This window comes from Cytobacillus sp. ABV4_503 (assembly GCF_056158445.1).
Genome location: NZ_JBSWTH010000001.1, coordinates 3440255 through 3461569, shown reverse-complemented (window position 1 = coordinate 3461569; position 21315 = coordinate 3440255). Strand labels below are relative to the sequence as shown.

Here is a 21315-nt window from a genome sequence, read left to right as displayed (position 1 = left end):
AATCTGCCTTAACTGTATAAATTTTCTTTGAATGGAAAAAATGGAGGCTATAAAGAATGGAGGTATTGTGTGATGAAACGACTCGTCTCATTAATGTTAATAACATTATTAATGGCAACAATCTTTGTTCCTTCAGGATTTGCAAGAGAAAGCAGTGCAGATTTAGCGGATAATGTGAAATCCGCAATTCTTATCGAACGTGATACCGGTTCGATATTGTATGAAAAAAATAGCAGTGAACAGCTTCCGCCTGCGAGTATGACTAAAGTAATGACAATGCTTTTAATCATGGAAGCTATAGATGAAGGAAAGCTGTCATGGGATGAGAAAATCCGGACAAGTGAGTATGCAGCATCCATGGGCGGTTCGCAAATCTTCCTCGAGCCAGGTGAAGAAATGACCACAAAGCAAATGCTGCAGGGAATCGCAATTGGTTCCGGAAACGATGCGTCCGTTGCAATGGCTGAGAGAATTGCCGGTTCAGAAGAAGCTTTTGTTGAAATGATGAATAAAAAGGCAAAGGAATTAGGTCTTAAGAATACTAATTTCCAAAACCCCACAGGCCTTTCAGCTAAGGAACATTACAGTACTGCACATGATATGGCAATTATGGCGAAAGAGCTTCTTAAATATGAAAAAATAACTGCGTTTACAGGCACATATGAAGCTTATCTTCGTGAGGACACAGATAAAAAATTCTGGCTTGTCAATACAAACCGCCTTGTGCGTTTTTATCCAGGAGTTGATGGACTTAAAACAGGTTTTACTTCTGAAGCAAAATACTGTCTGACAGCAACAGCGGAGAAAGATGGCATGCGGGTGATAGCAGTTGTATTTGGCGCACCGACTTCGAAAGAACGCAATGCCCAGGTGACTAAAATGCTCGACTATGCATTCAGCCAATATAAGACACACCCAATGTATGAAAGAAATCACGTACTTGGCAAAATTGCAGTAAGTAAAGGGGAGAAGAAAATGGTTGAAGCCCTGACAAGCGAACCGATTTCCCTATTAACTAAAAAAGGTGAAAGCATTGAGGAAATTGAACAAAAAGTCACTTTAAATAATAATATTCAGGCACCTGTCCAAAAGGGCGATCAAATCGGAACATTAACCTTGAAAAAGGATGGAAAAGTTTTAGTTGAAAGCCCTCTGGTTGCTAAAGAAGATAGTAAGGAAGCATCATGGTGGACCTTGTTTAAGAGATCAATGGGATTATTTTCAAAAGCAGAATAAATACCATTCCATTTTTGTCGAAAAGAATATTAATGTTAATTATTTTTAGCGAAAATGCACTAGTTTTGTCTCCAGGAAGGAAATGAAACATCGGGCATCGAAATTGACTCACTATAAGGGCGGATACCGGAATTTTTTGAGGTTCCGGCTTATCCTATCCGCAGGAAAAGCATGAAGCATTAGCGGCTTTTTCAGTTCCGGATACCAGATAAGGAGGCTAAGGTAGTGAGTCTTAACATTAATTTGGAAGTGAAGAATGATGTCTTATGTATTCGTTTAAGCGGGGAGCTCGACCATCATTCTGCAGATGAGCTGCGTGAACAGGCAGCAAGGGCGATTGAAGATCATGGTATCAATCATATTATTTTGAACCTTGAGCAGCTTTCGTTTATGGATAGTTCAGGGTTGGGAGTTATTTTGGGCAGGTACAAACAAATCAAACAAAAGCATGGTGAAATGGTTGTTTGTGCGATTTCTCCAGCAGTGCAGAGACTATTTGATATGTCGGGTTTATTTAAGATTATCCGTTTAGAAACGACAGAAGAAAACGCACTGCAAAGATTGGGGGTTGCCTAGAATTATGAAAAATGTGATGAACCTCGAATTTAGCGCACTTAGCCAAAATGAATCATTCGCTCGTGTTACTGTTGCTGCCTTTATTGCCCAGCTTGATCCAACGATGGATGAACTGACAGAAATTAAAACTGTCGTTTCCGAAGCTGTAACCAACTCCATTATTCACGGCTATGAAAATGATCCTAATGGGATTGTCTATATTTCTGTCCTGATTGAAGATGGATTTATTGATTTGACCGTTAAGGATAAAGGCCATGGAATTATGGATGTGGAGGAGGCCAGACAGCCGTTATTTACAACAAAACCTGAACTGGAAAGATCAGGGATGGGCTTTACCATCATGGAAAATTTCATGGATGAAATCGAAATCAAATCGCAGCCGGGAATAGGCACAGAGATCCGATTAAGGAAGCATTTATCAAATAGTAAAATGCTATGCAATTAAGGGAGTCTTGCTATGGATGTGGAGGTTAAAGCAGAGAAGGGCCAAACCTATTTAAAGGACAATGAAGTCAAGGAGCTTATAAAGCAAAGCCAAAGCGGGGATCAGGGTGCAAGAGACAAAATTGTTCAAAAAAATATGCGTCTTGTCTGGTCTGTCGTCCAAAGATTCTTGAATAGAGGATATGAACCGGATGACCTCTTCCAAATTGGCTGTATCGGCTTGTTGAAATCTGTTGATAAATTTGATCTCAGTTATGATGTAAAGTTTTCAACCTATGCGGTTCCAATGATTATTGGAGAGATCCAAAGATTCATACGGGATGATGGAACGGTTAAGGTAAGCCGTTCATTGAAGGAAATGGGCAATAAAATCAGGAAGGCCAAAGATGAGCTATCAAAAACGCTTGGCCGCATCCCAACAGTTACAGAGCTTTCCGAGTTTCTGGAAATTTCTCCGGAAGATATTATCCTCGCCCAGGAAGCAAGCCGGATTCCTTCATCAATACATGAAACAGTGTATGAAAATGACGGGGATCCCATAACGCTGCTCGATCAGATAGATGATGGGAATGAAGGAAAATGGTTTGATAAGATAGCTCTAAAAGAAGCGATCCGCGAATTGGATGAGCGGGAAAGACTGATAGTCTATTTGCGCTACTATAAAGATCAGACCCAATCCGAAGTGGCAGCAAGGCTTGGTATTTCCCAGGTCCAGGTATCGCGTCTTGAAAAAAAGATACTCCAGCAAATGAAAGACCGAATGGATATTTAAATCCATCCGGTCTTTCTTTTTTTATTTTCAAAATAAATTGCATAAAGTATAAACACATAGATAACTGTCTAGATCCCCATATCTATTGTTTTTCTAAACAGCCAATTATTGGAGTTCATGAAGCTAATATATGTAACTCATACTAAATATAGACACAAAAGCGGAATCGCTCTAAATAGGCGTAACAAGTTGATGTAAAGGAAATCACTTTGTAGGAAGTGAGCGCTTTGGAAAAAACAGTTTATATTCGCTTGCGGCACCGTCTGCAAATACGGCCCAATCAGAGAATACTGCTAAAAGATATCGCACAGGTCATTGCCGATGAGGACATTTATGAAAAGCTTTGTGCACTTCCGCTTTATAAAGTAAGCGAGCATGACCGGAATATTGTGATAATTGACGTTATGAAAGTAATTCGCGCCATTACCCAATTATTTTCGAACCTGGAAGTCCAGTCGATCGGGCCGGCTCAAGCGATAGTTGAGGTGGTTACAAAAAAGCAAAAAGTATCATTCCCTCTTTTCCTGCTGGTTTGGCTGCTTCTGTTTATTGGTGCTGCCCTGGCTATTATGAATTTTCATGAAGACGTGAGTATGCAGGCTGTACAGCTTAGAATTTACACTCTCATAACTGGGGAAGTGGACAGCAAGCCCCTCATTTTTCAAATTCCCTATTCAATAGGCCTGGGGCTTGGCATGATCATATTCTTTAATCATGTTTTTAAGAAGCGGCTTAATGAAGAGCCTAGCCCATTGGAAGTAGAAATGTTCAATTATCAGCTGGATCTTGATAATTATGTTGCATTGAAAGAAAACAAGGAGAGTATGAAGCATCTTGATGACCATTAATGTTGTCCTGGTAATGATCATTGGATTTGCCGGGGGGCTCGCTGTTGGTTCAGGTTTTGTTGCCTTTTTGGCTGTTTTGGGCATCATCCCCAGGCTGACACAGCTGACCAAAACGATGAAGATGATCCATCATTATGAAGCTGCAGTTGTTATGGGTGCTTTGGCAGGTGCACTGGCAACTTTATGGAATCCGGTGATGCAGTTTACACCCTTGCTTTTGATACCTCTTGGGCTGGCTTCGGGAATATTTATTGGAATGCTGGCAGCAGCTTTAACTGAAGTTTTGAATGTATTTCCAATTCTTGCGAAAAGAATCGGAGTGGATGGGAAAATTGCGATTTTATTAATGGCATTTGTATTTGGAAAGGTGTTCGGATCACTGTTTCAATGGATTTATTTTGTAAATAAATAAGCAATCGGCTGGGCATATTTAAAGAAAAATGAGGATTCGGAAAGGAAAAACCGCTATGGATGAACGGAGGCACGTCATTCTTATAACAGATGGAGACGATTTTGCAAGGAAGACAGTTGAGCTTGTTGCTAAGGAAATTGGGGGAAGATGTTTATCCTTGTCGCATGGAAATCCTTCAATCTTAACCGGTCAGCAAATCGTCAAGCTGATAAAAAAAGTCTCCCATGATCCTGTGCTGGTCATGTTTGATGACAGCGGGTTTATCGGGGAGGGAGCTGGGGAGAATGCGCTGAAATATGTTGCGTGCCATAAGGATATCGATGTTCTGGGAATCATAGCTGTTGCCTCAAAAACAAGACAGGCCGAATGGACAAAGGTAGATGTATGTATTGATAATAATGGCGAATTAACCCCCTACGGAGTTGATAAATTTGGAGTTCCCGAGATGGAAACAGGCAGAATCAATGGTGATACCGTTTATTGTCTTGATCAGCTGGATGTCCCGATAATCGTGGGAATTGGCGATATCGGGAAGATGTCCAAAAAAGATCATTATGATGCAGGATCACCAATTACTAAAAAGGCAGTAGAACTTGTATTGGAAAGGAGCGGCTATTATGGCACAAAGCAAGACGAAGGAAGATAAGACACCCATTTTTGAATCTGTACATGAAATTGAAAAATATATGAAAAAAAGAGTCGGCCTGGGAGAAAGCTTCGATCTGGGTGTCAGAAAGCTAACGATATTAAGGAAAGATGTACATTTCTATTATATTAATGGGTTAACGGATACAAGTTTCATTATAGCCATCATTGAGGGACTGGTTGGGGTCAATGATAGTGAAAAACTTTCCTCTAACCTATTTAAAATCATTGAAAACAGGCTGAGGCATCAATCAATTGAGCACATTAAAACAATGGATGAGCTGGTCGATCAAGTGCTCTCAGGCCTAATTGTGGTTGTCGGCGAGGGAGAGGGAGAAGGGCTTGTCATCGATGTCAGAAGCTATCCCGGCAGAACCCCTCAGGAGCCGGATACTGAAAAAGTTGTCCGTGGATCAAGGGATGGCTATGTAGAAAATATTATAGTAAACACTGCCTTAACCCGCAGAAGAATTAGGGATGAAAGACTTCGGTTTGAGATCATGCGTGTAGGCGAAAGGTCTAAAACAGATGTTGCCATCGGCTTCATTAAAGATGTTGCAAATCAAGATTTAGTTGATTTAATTAGAAAAGAAATAAAGGCAATTGAAATAGATGGAATTACCATGGCTGATAAAACAGTTGAAGAATTTATATTGAAACAGGGGTACAATCCTTTCCCGCTGGTCCGGTATACGGAAAGGGCGGATGTGGCAGCAGCCCATTTGCTAGAGGGGCATGTTATCGTATTCGTTGATACTTCACCAAGTGTCATTATAACGCCTACTACTTATTTTCATCATTTACAGCATGCGGAAGAATACAGACAATCGCCAGCTGTCGGTACATTTGTCCGCTGGATTCGTTTCTTAGGCTTATTGGCATCGATTGTGCTGCTGCCGCTTTGGTTTTTGTTCGTTTTGGAGCCTTCACTCCTGCCTGAAAGAATTGCGTTTGTCGGTCCAAATGAAGAAACGAATGTTCCTGTCATTGTCCAGCTGTTTCTTGCCGATGTCGGGATTGAATTTCTAAGGATTGCCGCCATTCATACACCAACTCCGCTTTCAACCGCGATGGGATTAATAGCAGCAGTACTTATTGGTCAAATTGCTATTGATGTCGGTTTGTTTGTGCCAGAGGTCATCTTGTATGTAGCGCTCGCAGCTATTGGAACATTTGCAACACCAAGCTATGAATTGAGTATTGCCAATAAAATTGTAAGACTTGGCCTGCTTATTGCTGTTGCGATTTTCCATACACCAGGCTTGGTGGTAGGGCTTACACTGACCATTCTTCTTCTTGCAAGCATCAAATCATTAAACACACCATATCTTTGGCCTTTTATTCCATTCAGTCCGGTGGCTTTAACCCAAATCCTGATTCGCCGGTCCATGCCCGGTTCAAAGATCAGGCCGAGCATCGTCCAGACTAAAAATCGTTATAAACAGCCTGTTAAATAAGAAATACGCGTAAAGCCGATTGCGGAAATACACGAAATATGGTAAAGTTTTTTTAATTAAATAAAGGATTAAAGGAAACAGAATAGACAGTCTCTTACGCAGCTGTCTATTTCTTTCATACTGATTAATCTCGGGGGCAGGGGCACCTGGCCTGGCTCCTGCGGAAAAAGGAAGAGGGGGAACCATGTTTTTTCACGGCACAATGAAGGTAAATGAAAAAGGGCATCTTGAAATTGGCGGTATGGACACAGTCGATCTTGCCGGTCAATTTGGAACACCTTTATATGTATATGATGTGGCATTAATAAGAGAAAGGGCAAGGGGATTTAAGCAGACTTTCGATAAGCTTGGAATAAAAGCACAAGTGGCATATGCTAGCAAAGCTTTTTCTACCATGGCGATGGTTCAGCTTGTTGATCAAGAAGGTCTTTCTTTGGATGTAGTTTCAGGGGGTGAGTTATACACAGCTCTTGCAGCAGATTTTCCATCTGAAAGAATTCATTTTCACGGGAACAATAAAAGCAGAGAAGAATTGGAAATGGCTCTTAAAAATCATGTCGGCTGTATTGTTGTCGATAATTTTCATGAGCTGGAATTATTAGAAGAGCTTTGTGAATCACTTGCAGCCAGGACAAAAATTTTACTGAGGGTTACACCTGGAATTGAAGCCCATACCCACGACTATATCTTGACTGGCCAGGAAGATTCAAAATTTGGGTTTGACCTTCAGAATGGACAGGCGGAAACGGCTTTACTTAAAGCGCTTAATTCAAGCTGGATCGAAACGCTTGGACTTCATTGCCATATTGGTTCTCAGATTTTCGATACAACAGGGTTCATTTTGGCTGCCAAGAAAATTTTTGAAAAGATGGCAGAATGGAAAGAAAAGCATGCTTATGAACCTAAAGTGCTTAACTTAGGCGGAGGTTTTGGAATCCGCTATACAGAAGATGATGATCCGATTCACGCATCTCAATATGTTGAAGAAATCATTGGGGAAGTTAAGAAACAGGCTGAACACTATTCAATGAAGATGCCGGAAATTTGGATTGAGCCGGGCCGGTCACTTGTGGGAGATGCAGGGACAACTTTATACCAGACGGGATCACGTAAAGAGGTTCCAAATGTAAGAAATTATCTGGCTGTGGACGGCGGCATGAGTGACAATATCAGGCCGGCTCTTTATCAGGCTAAGTATGAAGCAGTATTGGCAAACCGGGTATTGGATAAACCGGAAGAGACGGTATCAATTGCAGGTAAATGCTGTGAATCAGGCGATATGCTTATTTGGGATTTGCCTCTTCCAAAAGCAGGGGATCAAGACCTCCTGGCCGTTTTCTGTACCGGCGCATATGGTTATTCCATGGCAAACAACTATAACCGAATCCCAAGGCCGCCTGTAGTTTTTATTGAAAATGGAGAGGCTAAGCTGGTTGTTAAAAGAGAAACATACGAGGACATTTTAAGATTAGATCTGCCGATAAATGAAAAAATAAAAAATTAAGCTGCCTGCCAAGGCAGCTTAATTTTTTAAGAAAAGATGGCTTTAACAGCACTCACAAAAAAACGCTTTAAACTTTCTAAAAACCCTTGGCCTTCCTCACTTTCAAGATATTTGGAAATTTTGTCTTTAGCCTGGTTAAGCTGCTCGCCGACCTGATTCCAGTCGATATCAAGCTCTTTCAGCTTATTGAATAAATCTATTAAGCTTAAAGTCTCCTGTTCAGTCAGAGTGATGCCAAGTTCTTTTGCGGCATTTTCAATAATGGTTCTTAGTTCTGCATCGGTTTCAGGTGAGTTTTTGGCAATTTCCTCTTTAATTTTGGCAATCAAAGCAGCAGCATTCTCGTTTCCGACCGAATCGCCAAGCTTTGCTGTTTCAACCATTTCTTCATTGGCTGCCTGTTTGACATCTTCAGGAATTGTTTTTTCGGCTGAGATTTCATATGCCTTGATGATGCCTGTTAAGGCAGCTGTTCCGGAAACATTCGCAGGAGCTGTTATATAGATTTTCGCATCTTTTACACCTGCAGTAATCAAAGCATTAATATACATTTCATCAGTAACCCAGTTGATATTCTTTGTTTCAACTTCAAGTCCGGAGCCTTGTTTTGCTATTGTGACGGCTGAAGAAGATATCGCTCTGGTGCCTATTAAAGCTTTAGAGATATAATTGCCAAGATATTTATGTTCTTCTTCATTTGAAACAGTAATGATTGTCGCATCTTTCGGAGCTTTCATTTCAGCAAGAAGCATATTTTTTTGTTCTTCTGAAAGATTCTCTCCTAGAGTGACAATTACATCACCTTCTGCCATATCGGCAAATGCCTGTATCGGCATAATAAATAATAGTGAAATCATGAACAGCGCAAGTATTTTATTCCATTTCATGCGGTTTCCTCCCGGTGTAAAATTAGGTAAGCCTTGTAGAATAAGTCTGCCTTAATCATACCGGCTTCCTGTAAATAGACGATTCTTATGCGAAAAAGTTTCAATTCTTCTATAAATGAAACATTAGCTCAAAATGCCTATTTCAGCAAGCAGAATGGAATTATCAGAAAGAATAGTGTAAAATGAATGATAGTTTGTAAGTCTCAGGATTTATATATAAATGGGGGCAGTAAGGAATCATGAAAAAAAGCAATTGGCTTCTTTTTATTTTATTGCTTGTATTAAGCATCGGATGGGGACTGGTTTACTGGTTTTTTATAGTTTAGAGCCCACTTATATCAGAAAATGCGTTAATGCAATGAATAAGCCGGTTTTTATTCGAAAATAGCAACATTCAGCTTGAATACATATACTGTTATGGTAAGTTTACAAATATTAAAAAATGGGAAAAATGGTTTATGATGTTTTTATTCAAATAATGAGGGATTAATATGCTAATTCGATATAAAAAATCATTTGAAAAAATTGCAATGGGTCTTTTATCTTTCATGCCTAATGAAAAAGACTTGAAAAGGCTGCAGCAGACGATGAAGCAATATGAATCAGAAGAAAATTGGCAGCTGTTTTTGTGGAAGGAAGGCGAAGACATCATTGGGCTGGTCGGTGTTACATCAAGTGATCAGACCATGGAGATTCAGCATATCTCTGTTAACCCGTCACACCGGCATCAAGGGATAGGAAAAACAATGATAAAAGCATTGGATGAACTTTATCCTGGCAAAACGTTAACTGCAACTGATGAAACGGAATCTTTTCTGAACAAATGTGATGTTAATTAAGAAAAGAGGAAGCGCCTTGCCACCCCCGACAATCTTTTGATCTCGAGAGGTCAGGAGACGGAGCTGGTCAGTTATTGAGGTTCAAAATAATACAATATCATACATTGAAAAAGGCAGCGAATAATCATTATTCCTGCCTTTTTTTCTGATTCAGGGCATCAAGTCTCTCTTTAATGACCATGGTTCTATCTCTTCTTTTATGACGGTGAACAATTTCTTTATCCAGCAGAATGCTGTCAGAGCACCAGGCAATTCCCTTGGAGGAGCAAATATTCATGCATTTTTCCTTAAGCAAGTTGTCTGTAATTGGCAAATTAACGCTCGTGTACTTCCCGCCTTTTTGTATCAGGTCGAGCCTTTCCTTAAGGTCTTTCATCAAATGATCTGCATTAAGTCCCAGTGCCGTCAAATCTGCAGGGCTGCACTCCAATATGCCGATTCCTTTGCGGAGAGTGCGTTCGGCACCATTAAAATTTTCTCTGCGATGATGATAAAAAGAAACTGCCATGAGAATTAATCCGACCCATGTAGAACTCTTATTGTTTCGATCCGTATTCTTCCAGTATTCCTCCAGTATTTCGTGACATTCAAAATAATCACGGTCACCATGAAAATGGACCATGAATTCGATATATTCATCAGGATACATACTTTCACTCCTTGACAATTCTTTCTTTATTTTAACATAAGGGAAACGGTTATCAGAAAAATAAAAACCCGGCGATAAGACCGGGCTTTTACAGGGGATGCATTTGAACACTTATATTTGAGCGCTGCTGGCTGGTCTCTGAGATGCCATCTTTTTTCAGGACCAGCAAGCAAAGAGCCTTATTTGCTGTATTAAACGCAACAATTTAGAAGCAACAGGAAGCTCCTACAATAATTAATAGGATGAACAGCACAACAATTAAAGCAAACCCTTTTCCGCAATCTCCAAATCCAGCATTAGACATATAAAATACCTCCTGTATCTTTATTTCCATACATCGTATGTAGGCAATTGCCTGAATGATTGGGCGCATCAAAAAGTTCGAAATTGAATTTGCGGGCATAACGGGCATCAGGGTTATTTTTCTATTGGATAACACTAATGAATAATCTATACTAGATATAGTATTTTGGCGTTTAAGGGAAATTTATATTAGGAAAATTTGGTGGGTATTTATGCAATATGATCATTATAATGTAAAAATAGATGCGTTCGAAGGGCCGCTGGATCTTCTTCTACATCTTATCAATCGGCTTGAAATCGATATCTATGACATTCCTGTATCAGAAATCACCGAGCAATACCTCATTTATATACATACAATGAAGGAGCTTCAGCTTGACGTAGCAAGCGAATATCTTGTAATGGCAGCTACATTGCTGGCAATTAAAAGCAAAATGCTGCTGCCCAAGCATGATGAGGAAGAGCTGGAAGATGAATTTGGAATGGAAATGGAAGAAGATCCAAGGGATGAACTTGTAGAGCGGCTGATTGAATACCGTAAATATAAGGAAGCTGCAGAAGAGCTTAAGGAGCGGGAACAGGATAGAAGTTTAATGTACACAAAGCCGCCTGCAGACCTTTCGGAATATGTAAATGATTCACAGCAGGAAAAAGCTGATTTGAATGTAAGTCTTTATGATATGCTTAGCGCTCTGCAAAAGTTATTAAGAAGGAAGAAACTGCAAAGGCCGCTTTCTGCGAAGGTTGCCCGCCAGGAGATTCCCATAGAGAAGCGGATGTCTGAAATTGTGGACCAGTTAAGGAATTTTAAGGGCAGGAAAAAATTTACCGACCTTTTTCCAATATCAGACAGAGAACATATAGTGGTAACTTTCTTGGCGGTACTTGAGTTAATCAAGCGTAAAGAAATACTGGTCGAGCAGGACAAAAACTTCTCGGATATCTTTGTAGCTTCCATGGAAGGAGAAAAATAAGATGGAGTTTATTAATTGGAAGGGAATTGCTGAAAGCCTTCTGTTTGCTGCTGGTGATGAAGGATTATCCCTAAAGCAAATTGCCCATGTTCTGGAGGTGGAAGAACTTCAGGCACGTGAAATCATGGACAGCCTTATTGAAGACTATAGCAATAGCAGCCGCGGAATTATGGCGGTTGAACTGGCGGGGACTATTCAGCTTGTTACGAAAAAAGAGTTTTCTCCATATTTAAAAAAGCTGGTAGAATCTCCATCTGCCGCCTCCTTATCTCAGGCGGCACTCGAGACACTGGCAATCATCGCATACAGACAGCCTATTACAAGGACAGAGATTGAAGAGATAAGAGGAGTCAAGACAGAGAGGCCTCTTCAGACATTATCCGCAAAAGCACTGATTAAAGAAGTTGGACGGGCAGAAGGAACAGGGAGAGCCTACCTGTATGGAACGACTAAAGAGTTTCTTGATTATTTTGGCCTTAAAAGCATAGAAGAGCTTCCGCCGCTGCCGGATAAGATTAGTGAAGAAGAGGATTCATTCCAGGAAGAAGCAGATTTATTCTTTGAGAAATTCCAGGAGCTAGATTCTTGAGTTTTCTGACACATTACAAAGGATGTGTGGTAAAATAGATTTATATTTTTCCTATACATATTAACTTAAAACCATCGGGGGAAATAGGAGGGTTTTGCTTGCTGATTAAACATTGCAGGGGATACGAGCTTGAAAAAGAAAAGCCGAACACTTCGGAGGACTTTTTTAACAGAAGCGAGATTGTGTTCGAAGAAGATGGGCAGGAGAAAACTTTTCATGTTTTATATGTCCGTTTCTTTGATGAATCCATGAATGAGTTCACACCCTATGAACAGAATCCAGTCTTCATTGCTGGTACGAGAGAGGTGCAGTTCAAGGATCTTGTTGCTCTTTCATGTTTATTAAAGAACCCGGGTTTTAGGCATCGCAAACGAATTTATCTAAACTCAAAGGCTGATTTTGCATCCTATTTTCAGGATCTGGACTTTTCCAGGCTTCCCTCCATTTTTGAAGCGCTGGAGAATAAAAAATCCTTTGACCTGCGATCACCTTTAGATTTTATTGTTCAACCGCAGTAATAGCCAGTGTATAAATACGGGGGTGTAATGGATGGGGAATTCAATCGTTAAATCACAAATGGAAGATGTGAAAAATTTCCTCGGTAATAGCGTTGCCGCTTTTGAAGATTTCTTAAATAATACAACGATTAAAGATCTTGAAACAGAAAAACAGGGAAATGTGAATTATTATAAAAGCATTCTTTCACATGTCAGAAAACTGCTGGTTTATTGTGAAGAAGGGCTTGATACCTGCAAGATCATTTTAAAAAGCGAACCCTTCCAAAAGGGGGCTGCCGAAAAGACATTATATAGGATTTACCATCAATGCATTGAAGAGTTTTTCTCTCCGAAAAATGATGCCTGGTTTGAGAATAGCCGTTCAGCATATACTGGAAAAAACTCAATCCAATTCCATGAGGAAGTTCCCGACAGCTTAAAAACAATGTTCAGGCAGCTGGAAGGAGAATTCCAAAGGATTCGGGAGGAACTTGAATATTACGAAACTGATTACCGGACAAAAATGATTCAATCAAAATAGGAATGTTGAAGAACAGCTTGAAGCTGTTCTTTTTTTTGTGTGAAGAATTCCTGGTTCTTTGGAAAACGTACAAACTTCCACTCATACAAATAGAAAGTGAGCTATAAAAAGAAGTGAGTGAGGGATTGTATGAGTAAAATGGAAGATTACATCAGGGAAGTTACAAAATGGAACAAAGAGCTAAGAGAGTTTTTAGACTCGGAGGATGTTGAACAAAACAGTGAACTGTGGCAAAGGCTGGATCATTTTACCGGAATTATGGATGGAATAAGCGGCCCCCTCGATATAGAAGCCCTGGAAAAGCTGCAGGAACAAGTGGATGCTCTACATTCCGATATGGAGAATTACTTTTCTAATAGACAGCAGCTTGGAAATATCTATATTAATGAACCGTACATTTCTGCGGGTAAGCATATTTTGCCTCCGCTCCCTTATGATTACAATGCGCTTGAGCCGCATATTTCAGGCGAAATTATGAGGCTGCATCATGATAAGCATCATCAATCATATGTGGATGGATTGAACAAAGCAGAGGTGATGCTTCAAAATGCCAGGGACAATAATGATTACAGTCTGGTAAAACACTGGTCCCGTGAACTTGCCTTTCATGGATCTGGCCATTATTTGCATACGATATTCTGGAATAATATGAGCCCTGAGGGCGGAGGAAAACCTTCTGGGGCACTCCTGAAAGAAATCAACAAATACTTTGGGAGCTTTGAAAGGTTCAAAAGCCATTTCTCTGAAGCCGCCAAACAGGTAGAAGGCGTAGGCTGGGCAATCCTGGTCTGGTCGCCAAGAGCGCGCAGACTTGAAATACTTCAGTCGGAAAGACATATGCTTTTAACCCAGTGGGATACGATCCCATTGCTGGTTTTAGATGTATGGGAACATGCTTATTATCTGCAATATAAAAATAATCGCGGAGATTATGTGGAAAATTGGTGGAATGTTGTCAACTGGAAGGATGTGGAGGACAGGTATTTAAAAGCATCTGAGTTAAAATGGAAGCCGTACTAAATAGGAGCAGAAATAAGTAAGAGGGGGAGTACCAAGAGTATTTCCCTTATTTTTGATGGACAGGCCACCTCCAAAGCTTCCAGACAAGACAAACTTAATAGTCATATCACTACTTGTCCTGCATAAACTTGTACAAATAAATGAAAAACATGGAACTCCTCCCTGGCGGGGAGATCATGTATTTCGCTCAATTTGACATCCATAAAGGAGACGGGGTTTTGTGCAATGAAAAGGTTTAGCAGGCTGCTGGCCATGGTTTTGGTCACCGCGTTGATGATGATGTATATTCCTCAGGAGACAGAAGCATCTGTTTCAGTAAGTGCCCGGAGCGCAATATTAATGGAGCAGGATTCTGGCCGTATCCTTTACCAGAAAGATGCAAATGAAGTGAGGAGAATAGCAAGCATTACAAAAATCATGACAGCAATTCTGGCTATAGAGTCCGGGAAAATGGATGACTTGGTTAAAGTTAGTGACCGTGCTGTCAGAGCGGAAGGCTCCTCGATTTATCTAAAGGCAGGCGAAAAAATAAAGCTTGAAGATCTGGTCTATGGACTCATGCTTCGTTCAGGCAATGACTCTGCTGTTGCAATCGCAGAGCATGTTGGCGGAAGCCTTGAAGGATTTGGCTTTTTAATGAATAAGAAAGCTGAAGAGATTGGCATGAAAAACACACATTTCGCAAACCCCCATGGTCTGGATGATCATGAAGACCATTATTCGACAGCGTATGATATGGCATTGCTAACCAGGTATGCAATGAATAATGAGATCTACCAAAAAATTGCTGGAACAAAGGTGCATAGAGCGCCAAATCCAAATGAAAGCTGGGACAGGGTTTGGAAAAATAAAAATAGGCTTCTGACTGAATTATATGAGTATTGCACCGGAGGAAAAACAGGCTATACAAAGAGGGCGAAGAGAACTTTAGTAACAACAGCATCCAAAGGAAGTTTAAATCTGATAGCAGTAACATTAAACGGACCCGATGACTGGAATGATCATATTAATATGTATGAGACAGCTTTTAAAACCTATGACATGGTGGAAGTCTTGCCGAAGGGAGTTATAGAGGATATTGATGAAGATTATTATAAAGGCAAAGTTTATTTAAAGCATTCCTACAACTACCCTGTTTCAAAGGAGGAAAAAGGCAAGTTTAAAATTGATATAAAGCTGCAGAAACCTGAATCAGAGCGGGAAGACAGCCGGACTATGCCTGAAGTCATCGGTCATGCAACAGTGTATTTTGAAGATCAGCCTGTTAAAAAGCTCTCTTTATATTATAAGCATGATCCAGCAAAAGAAGATAAATCGCTATTAGATTACTTTAAGGGGCTTTTTACCTCCATTGCGGGAGTGAAAACAAATGGTTAATATCATTTGGGTGATGCTTACCGCTATAGGCATAGTTTTCGCTATGATAAATGGCACCATGAATGAAGTGAACGAAGCCATTTTCAATGGTGCAAAAGAAGCGGTCACGTTATGCATCGGCCTAATTAGCATTCTTGTTTTTTGGCTGGGAATGATGAGAATAGCAGAGGACGCTGGATTGCTGAAAAAGCTTGCTTCGTTATTCCGGCCAATTGTGAAAAAGCTATTTCCAGAGGTGCCCGGAGATCACCCTGCGATGGGATATATGCTTTCAAATATGATGGCCAATATGTTCGGTCTTGGAAACGCAGCTACCCCGCTCGGCATAAAAGCTATGGAAGAGCTGAAACAATTGAATGGAGGCAAAAATGAAGCGAGCCGCTCTATGATTACCTTTTTGGCCATCAACACTTCAAGTCTTACTTTAATTCCTACAACCGTGATTGCAATACGGATGAATTATAATTCCGCCTCGCCAACCGATATTGTAGGTCCCACTTTAGTGGCTACATTCTGCTCAACATTGGCCGCAATAATGATAGATCGTTATTTCTATTACCGAAGAACGCGTAAAGGATGAGGTTAGGATGGAGATTGTGTCAGCTGTTTCCCTTTGGTTAATTCCTATTTTAATAGGCTTTATATTAATATATGGAACATTTAAGAAAGTTCCTACTTATGAAAGCTTTACTGAAGGCGGAAAAGAAGGCATAAAAATTGCTGTATCCATCATTCCGTTTCTTGTCGGCATGCTTGTAGCCATCTCGGTCTTCAGGGCTTCCGGCGCTCTGGAGTATTTTATGGATCTGATCAGGCCCGGACTTGATGCAATTGGAGTACCTCCTGATATCGTACCCCTTGCTATCATCCGTCCGATCTCTGGGACTGCAGCTCTGGGAATGACCAGTGACCTAATCGCTGTCCATGGTCCCGACTCGTTCATAGGCAGACTTGCCTCCGTGCTTCAGGGCAGTACAGATACAACTTTTTATGTATTGACGGTCTACTTTGGAGCGGTAGGAATCAAAAAAATGGGAGATGCCCTCAAAGTCGGACTCTTAGCCGATTTGGCAGGCATCATTGCATCCATTGTGATCGTAACACTTGTTTTTGGCAGTATGTAACATTTAAATACATTTTCCTGCACAAAAGATACCTGAATTGGGGTATCTTTTTTATTTTACTTCCAAATTCCAACTTTCAGTAAATATAGACTCTTTTTAATGTAAGCTGTTTTGACTATGGTTTGCTTTGAAAATTTGACGAATTATGTCATAATTCAGTAGGAGTGAAAAAGTATGAAATACTGTAAATAAAACTTTGAGGTGACATATATGGAAAGATTGCAGAAGGTTATTGCCCATGCCGGGTTTGCTTCGCGAAGAAAAGCGGAAGAGCTAATGGCTGAAGGCCGTGTAAAAGTTAATGGAAAAACTGTGAAGGAACTGGGTGTTAAAGTATCTCCTTCAGATCGGATTGAAGTGGATGGAATTCCAGTTGAGAGAGAGGAGCCCGTTTATTTCCTTCTCTATAAGCCAAGAGGCGTAATTTCTGCCGTTTCCGATGATAAAGGCAGAAAAGTCGTCACGGATTTTTTTGAAGGCATCAAACAAAGAATTTACCCAGTTGGCAGACTGGATTACGATACATCCGGAATTCTCATTCTTACCAATGATGGGGAGTTTGCAAATCTTTTAATGCACCCAAGCAATGAGATTGAAAAAGTCTACGTTGCCAAGGTAAAAGGCATCCCTTCAAAAGAAAGCATGAGAAGCCTTCAAAGAGGTGTGGTACTCGAAGATGGAAAAACAGCGCCTGCTAAAACCAAACTTTTATCAATGGATAAGAAAAAACAGACAGCAATTGTGGAAATCAGCATTCATGAAGGACGTAACCGCCAGGTTAGGAGGATGTTTGAAGCCATTGGCCACCCCGTTCTGAAACTGAAGAGGGAGAGATATGGCTATCTCAATTTGCAGGGTTTATCAGCGGGAGATGCGAGAGAACTTACGGCCCATGAAGTTAAGCAGCTGCGGGCACTTGCTATGACGAAGAAATAGTTAGCCCTGAAAAATTCATAGAAGTGTCACAGTTACGATAATTTGTTAACAATATAGGTATGATGAAAAATGCTATAATAGTAAACAGCTATGAGGCTAAATTCTTTTTCCATATGTTACATATAACTTGTTAAATGTACGATTTTTGATCTGAAAGGATGCCTTAGGAGGGAAGTTTTTTATGAAAAAGCAGCGTCTGGTAATGAGAACTGTCATATTGCTTGTCCTTGGTGCTGCCGTGGCATATACGCTATACGCTAATTTTACAAAAGACAAGATTCAAAAGGTTGCCGTGGGGGAAAAGGCACCAGATTTTGTTCTGACAGATATGGATGGAAATAAACACCGATTATCAGATTATGAAGGCCAGGGTGTTTTCCTGAACTTTTGGGGAACATGGTGCAAGCCCTGTGAGAAAGAGATGCCATATATGAACAACCAATATAAGCAATTTAAAGATGAGGGTGTTCAGGTTTTGGCTGTCAATGTAGGAGAAACAGATTTGGCAGTTAATAAATTTTCTGAGCGTTACGATTTATCTTTCCCTATTGTCATTGATAAGAATACCCAGGTCCAATCAGCTTACGGGATTAATCCTCTTCCTGCCACTTTCCTTATCGATAAAGATGGTAAGGTTGTCAAGTATATTACAGGAGAGATGACTGAAGATACGATCAAGAACTATATGGAACAGATTAAACCATAGGTTACGGGGAGTTTTATATATGAAAGAAGTAAAGTGCGACTGCGGCCATGTAAACCCCATAGGTACAATACTATGTGAGTCATGCGGCAAGGTATTGGAAGAAAAGGAAAAGGATAAGAAACTTCTGGATATGCGGTATGAGGGAAGTGCACGCCGTTCGCAAACCTATAACAAAACGATAATTGATAAGATATGGAATTTCTTCTCATCTGTTAAGGTTGGAGTCTGGCTGATTGTCATTACGCTGATTGCTTCAGCTCTCGGGACAATTCTGCCTCAGGAAATGTATATTCCGCCGATCATGCCTGCTGAAGAATATTACGAAGATCAATATGGCTGGATAGGCAAATTATACTATGATTTAGGATTTCATAACCTTTATAGCTCATGGTGGTATTTGATTTTGATTGCCTCAATTGGCATTTCGCTTGTGATATGCAGCCTGGATAGGGTAATCCCTTTGTACAGGGCTCTAAAAAAACAGAGGGTAAGCCGTCATGAAAGCTATCTGCTGCGCCAGAGGATTTTTGGGGTGTCTCAGGCAGAAGACAATGACCGGGCATTTACAATGGCAAAAGAAAAATTAAAATCCAAGAAATACAGCATCAGAGAAGAGAATGGAAACATCCTTGCCGAAAAGGGACGTTTTTCAAGATGGGGCCCATACGTTAACCATGTAGGGCTTATCATATTTTTAATCGGAGGTATGCTGCGTTTTGTACCGGGCATGTACGTTGACAAAATACTTTGGATCCGGGAAGGCGAGACAAAGGTCATTCCTGAAACCAATGGAGAATACTACCTTAAAAATGATGGCTTCATCCTTGAAATGTACGATAAAGAGAAAGATAAAGAAGTGTTTGAAGAAGCGATTGATAAGGCAGGGATGGTAGCAAAAAATTATCAGTCCAATGTGACTCTATATAAAAAAAAGGGAGATACAGTTGCAGGGGAAGAGGCTGATCTCGAGAAAGTTAAGGACTTTGAAATTAAGGTAAATAAACCTCTGAAGTTTGAAAAATTTGCATTATACCAAGTAGATTATAAACTTAATGAGCTTAACAAAATGTCCTTTGCCCTGACAAATAAAAAAACGGGTGAAGAATATGGTGATTTAACAGTCGACCTGAACGATCCTCAGGATGTTTATGATCTTGGAAATGGCTATAAAGCGGAGGTTGTCAGTTATTTTCCCGATTTTGAATTTGATGAAAATGGGGAACCGATTACAAAGTCCAGAGTTCCTAATAATCCTGCCTTTGTTTTTAAAATGTTTACTCCGGAAAAGCCAGATGGAGAAATTAGCTTTGTTGCAATCCGGCAGACAATTGAACCTTTTGGCGACAATGAATATAAGATGGCATTTAAAGGCATAGATACTAAAAATGTATCGGCTCTGACTGTCCGAAAAGATTTGACTCTATGGATTATCGCATTGGGCGGTGTTATTTTCATGATAGGTGTTGCGCAAGGGTCTTATTGGAACCATCGTAGAATCTGGCTGCGCCGTGTCAATGGAGAAGTGTGGGTAGCCGGACACACTAATAAAAACTGGCATGGACTTAAAAGGGAAATAGAGGCAGCATTGGACGGAACCGGAATTAAGGTGCCGGAAGACCAGCTTCAAAATCAAAGTGAAAAGAAAGGCTAAGGAGGAATCTGATTGGTTACAATAAGCAGCAATTTACTATATACAGCTTTTATCCTCTATTTAATTGCTACTGTCTTTTTTGCTGGCTCCATAAAGGATAAGAAAAATATAAACAAAGGGCCAAACAAATGGGCAGCAATTGGACTATGGATTACCATTATCGGGTTTGCTGCACAGCTCGGCTACTTTATTACGAGATGGATTGCAGCCGGACATGCGCCTGTCAGCAACTTATTTGAATTTACAACATTCTTTGGAATGTCGCTTGTAGGTGCTTTTATAGTGATTTACTTGATTTATAAAACACCTATTTTAGGAGTCTTTACACTACCTGTTGCTGTGCTTATGATCGCTTATGCAAGCATGTTTCCGCGGGAAGTTTCACCCCTGATTCCGGCTCTGCAGAGTGATTGGCTTCATATCCACGTTACAACAGCAGCAGTTGGACAGGCTATATTAGCTGTAAGCTTTGCTGCAGGTATTATCTATTTAGTAAAATCAGTCGATCAATCTAAGCAAAGCAAACAGAGATTCTGGCTGGAAGCCGTTATGTTTGGCTTGGTTTGTACACTTGGCTTTATTATTATAAGCTCAAGCTTTTCAGCTTCCGGCTACAAGGCCGAATTTAACTGGGTCGATAAGAACGGACAGGAAGCTGTGCTTGAATATCATATGCCTGCTTTAACCGGTCCAAACGAGGGAAAGCTGATTACGGAAGGAAAATTTGAACCACTGGCGGAAATGCCTGCAATTATTAATGCCAAAAAACTAAATACAGTTATATGGTCATTGGCTTCAGGTATCCTTCTATATCTTGCTTTAAGATTGATTCTCCGAAAAAGGGTTGGAGCTGCGCTTCAGCCGCTTGCAAAAAATATTAATCTGGATTTGGTTGATGAGATCGGCTACCGTTCAGTATTAATCGGATTTCCGGTATTTACGCTCGGAGCGTTGATTTTTGCCATGATATGGGCACAAATCGCCTGGACCCGTTTCTGGGGATGGGATCCAAAGGAAGTATGGGCGCTTATTACCTTTTTATTTTATGCTGCCTATCTTCACCTTCGCCTTTCAAAGGGCTGGCACGGTGAAAAGTCTGCGTGGCTCGCAGTAATCGGATTTATCATTATCATGTTTAACCTGGTTGCGGTAAACCTGGTCATTGCAGGATTGCACTCCTACGCCGGATCATAACAAGAAAAGCGGAAGCGCCTTGCTCACGAAGGAACGCAGACTAAGAACACCACGTCCTGTGGCAACGTCTGCATGACCCGCATCCTGCGGGCCTCAAGCACAAGACGAGCCTCCCGGAAAGGCGTTCTTTGCCT

General features: G+C 40.6%; 25 protein-coding genes. 22 read left to right on the top strand and 3 right to left on the bottom strand.

Going from position 1 to position 21315, the window contains the following annotated elements:
• The first annotated feature begins 72 nt into the window (after nucleotides 1-72).
• From ACXAD1_RS17410 to lysA, 9 genes are all read left to right on the top strand, one after another.
• Nucleotides 73-1236: a D-alanyl-D-alanine carboxypeptidase family protein gene (locus ACXAD1_RS17410; RefSeq protein ID WP_206838337.1), complete on the top strand. Its 1164-nt coding sequence runs from the start codon at nucleotides 73-75 to the stop codon at nucleotides 1234-1236.
• 225 nt (nucleotides 1237-1461) lie between these two features.
• The gene (gene spoIIAA, locus ACXAD1_RS17405) at nucleotides 1462-1812 is read left to right on the top strand and encodes an anti-sigma F factor antagonist (RefSeq protein ID WP_206838334.1); all 351 of its coding nucleotides are present in this window, start codon (nucleotides 1462-1464) and stop codon (nucleotides 1810-1812) included.
• 4 nt (nucleotides 1813-1816) lie between these two features.
• Nucleotides 1817-2257, top strand: a complete 441-nt coding sequence (spoIIAB, locus tag ACXAD1_RS17400; protein WP_206838332.1) for an anti-sigma F factor — start codon at nucleotides 1817-1819, stop codon at nucleotides 2255-2257.
• Between the two features lie 12 nt (nucleotides 2258-2269).
• Nucleotides 2270-3028 (top strand): RNA polymerase sporulation sigma factor SigF, encoded by a 759-nt coding sequence (gene sigF / locus ACXAD1_RS17395; protein ID WP_009332823.1) that lies wholly within the window; start codon nucleotides 2270-2272, stop codon nucleotides 3026-3028.
• Nucleotides 3029-3255: 227 nt separating this feature from the next.
• Complete coding sequence (locus ACXAD1_RS17390) at nucleotides 3256-3876, top strand: stage V sporulation protein AA (protein WP_206838330.1); 621 nt, start codon at nucleotides 3256-3258, stop codon at nucleotides 3874-3876.
• On the top strand, nucleotides 3866-4288 hold the full coding sequence (locus ACXAD1_RS17385; RefSeq protein ID WP_206839292.1) for a stage V sporulation protein AB: 423 nt from the start codon (nucleotides 3866-3868) through the stop codon (nucleotides 4286-4288). The genes ACXAD1_RS17390 and ACXAD1_RS17385 overlap by 11 nt, the downstream gene beginning before the upstream one ends.
• A gap of 55 nt (nucleotides 4289-4343) precedes the next feature.
• On the top strand, nucleotides 4344-4934 hold the full coding sequence (spoVAEA, locus tag ACXAD1_RS17380) for a stage V sporulation protein SpoVABEA (RefSeq protein WP_206838329.1): 591 nt from the start codon (nucleotides 4344-4346) through the stop codon (nucleotides 4932-4934).
• A complete protein-coding gene (locus ACXAD1_RS17375; protein WP_206838327.1) occupies nucleotides 4906-6390 on the top strand; it encodes a spore germination protein in 1485 nt (494 codons plus the stop codon). The genes spoVAEA and ACXAD1_RS17375 overlap by 29 nt, the downstream gene beginning before the upstream one ends.
• A 184-nt stretch (nucleotides 6391-6574) precedes the next feature.
• Nucleotides 6575-7894: a diaminopimelate decarboxylase gene (gene lysA / locus ACXAD1_RS17370; protein WP_474910665.1), complete on the top strand. Its 1320-nt coding sequence runs from the start codon at nucleotides 6575-6577 to the stop codon at nucleotides 7892-7894.
• A 26-nt stretch (nucleotides 7895-7920) separates the two neighbouring features.
• On the opposite strand, the gene ACXAD1_RS17365 is transcribed toward lysA, so the two are convergent.
• The gene (locus ACXAD1_RS17365; protein WP_474910664.1) at nucleotides 7921-8781 is read right to left on the bottom strand and encodes a DUF1002 domain-containing protein; all 861 of its coding nucleotides are present in this window, start codon (nucleotides 8779-8781) and stop codon (nucleotides 7921-7923) included.
• 491 nt (nucleotides 8782-9272) lie between these two features.
• Here ACXAD1_RS17365 and ACXAD1_RS17360 point away from each other — a divergent pair, with 491 nt between their 5' ends.
• Entirely contained in the window at nucleotides 9273-9620 is a 348-nt protein-coding gene (locus tag ACXAD1_RS17360) for a GNAT family N-acetyltransferase (protein WP_206838322.1), read from the top strand.
• A 127-nt stretch (nucleotides 9621-9747) separates the two neighbouring features.
• Here ACXAD1_RS17360 and ACXAD1_RS17355 read toward each other — a convergent pair whose 3' ends face one another.
• Together ACXAD1_RS17355 and ACXAD1_RS17350 are read right to left on the bottom strand one after the other, a co-directional pair.
• Nucleotides 9748-10269, bottom strand: a complete 522-nt coding sequence (locus tag ACXAD1_RS17355) for a DUF309 domain-containing protein (RefSeq protein ID WP_206838321.1) — start codon at nucleotides 10267-10269, stop codon at nucleotides 9748-9750.
• Between the two features lie 205 nt (nucleotides 10270-10474).
• Entirely contained in the window at nucleotides 10475-10573 is a 99-nt protein-coding gene (locus ACXAD1_RS17350) for a YjcZ family sporulation protein (RefSeq protein ID WP_206838319.1), read from the bottom strand.
• A 211-nt stretch (nucleotides 10574-10784) separates the two neighbouring features.
• On the opposite strand from ACXAD1_RS17350, the gene ACXAD1_RS17345 reads away from it, so the two are divergent.
• The 12 genes from ACXAD1_RS17345 to ccsB all read left to right on the top strand — a co-directional run bounded on the left by ACXAD1_RS17345 (nucleotide 10785) and on the right by ccsB (nucleotide 21181).
• Entirely contained in the window at nucleotides 10785-11546 is a 762-nt protein-coding gene (locus ACXAD1_RS17345; protein ID WP_474910663.1) for a segregation/condensation protein A, read from the top strand.
• Between the two features lies 1 nt (nucleotide 11547).
• Nucleotides 11548-12135, top strand: coding sequence for an SMC-Scp complex subunit ScpB (gene scpB, locus ACXAD1_RS17340; protein WP_474910662.1), 588 nt, complete (start codon nucleotides 11548-11550; stop codon nucleotides 12133-12135).
• 98 nt (nucleotides 12136-12233) lie between these two features.
• The gene (locus tag ACXAD1_RS17335; protein ID WP_206838311.1) at nucleotides 12234-12653 is read left to right on the top strand and encodes a hypothetical protein; all 420 of its coding nucleotides are present in this window, start codon (nucleotides 12234-12236) and stop codon (nucleotides 12651-12653) included.
• Between the two features lie 31 nt (nucleotides 12654-12684).
• Nucleotides 12685-13173, top strand: coding sequence for a YpuI family protein (locus ACXAD1_RS17330; RefSeq protein WP_206838308.1), 489 nt, complete (start codon nucleotides 12685-12687; stop codon nucleotides 13171-13173).
• Nucleotides 13174-13302: 129 nt separating this feature from the next.
• Nucleotides 13303-14193 carry a superoxide dismutase gene (locus ACXAD1_RS17325; protein ID WP_474910661.1) on the top strand — a complete coding sequence of 297 codons (891 nt, stop codon included), beginning with the start codon at nucleotides 13303-13305 and terminating at the stop codon, nucleotides 14191-14193.
• A gap of 225 nt (nucleotides 14194-14418) precedes the next feature.
• Complete coding sequence (locus ACXAD1_RS17320; RefSeq protein WP_474910660.1) at nucleotides 14419-15570, top strand: D-alanyl-D-alanine carboxypeptidase family protein; 1152 nt, start codon at nucleotides 14419-14421, stop codon at nucleotides 15568-15570.
• On the top strand, nucleotides 15563-16150 hold the full coding sequence (locus ACXAD1_RS17315) for a nucleoside recognition domain-containing protein (protein ID WP_206838300.1): 588 nt from the start codon (nucleotides 15563-15565) through the stop codon (nucleotides 16148-16150). The genes ACXAD1_RS17320 and ACXAD1_RS17315 overlap by 8 nt, the downstream gene beginning before the upstream one ends.
• A 7-nt stretch (nucleotides 16151-16157) precedes the next feature.
• Entirely contained in the window at nucleotides 16158-16694 is a 537-nt protein-coding gene (locus ACXAD1_RS17310; RefSeq protein WP_206838298.1) for a spore maturation protein, read from the top strand.
• A gap of 210 nt (nucleotides 16695-16904) precedes the next feature.
• On the top strand, nucleotides 16905-17630 hold the full coding sequence (gene rluB, locus ACXAD1_RS17305) for a 23S rRNA pseudouridine(2605) synthase RluB (RefSeq protein ID WP_206838296.1): 726 nt from the start codon (nucleotides 16905-16907) through the stop codon (nucleotides 17628-17630).
• A 181-nt stretch (nucleotides 17631-17811) separates the two neighbouring features.
• Entirely contained in the window at nucleotides 17812-18336 is a 525-nt protein-coding gene (gene resA / locus ACXAD1_RS17300; RefSeq protein WP_009332804.1) for a thiol-disulfide oxidoreductase ResA, read from the top strand.
• Between the two features lie 19 nt (nucleotides 18337-18355).
• Nucleotides 18356-19987: a cytochrome c biogenesis protein ResB gene (gene resB, locus ACXAD1_RS17295; protein WP_474910659.1), complete on the top strand. Its 1632-nt coding sequence runs from the start codon at nucleotides 18356-18358 to the stop codon at nucleotides 19985-19987.
• 12 nt (nucleotides 19988-19999) lie between these two features.
• Nucleotides 20000-21181, top strand: a complete 1182-nt coding sequence (ccsB, locus tag ACXAD1_RS17290; protein ID WP_474910658.1) for a c-type cytochrome biogenesis protein CcsB — start codon at nucleotides 20000-20002, stop codon at nucleotides 21179-21181.
• Nucleotides 21182-21315: the final 134 nt, after the last annotated feature.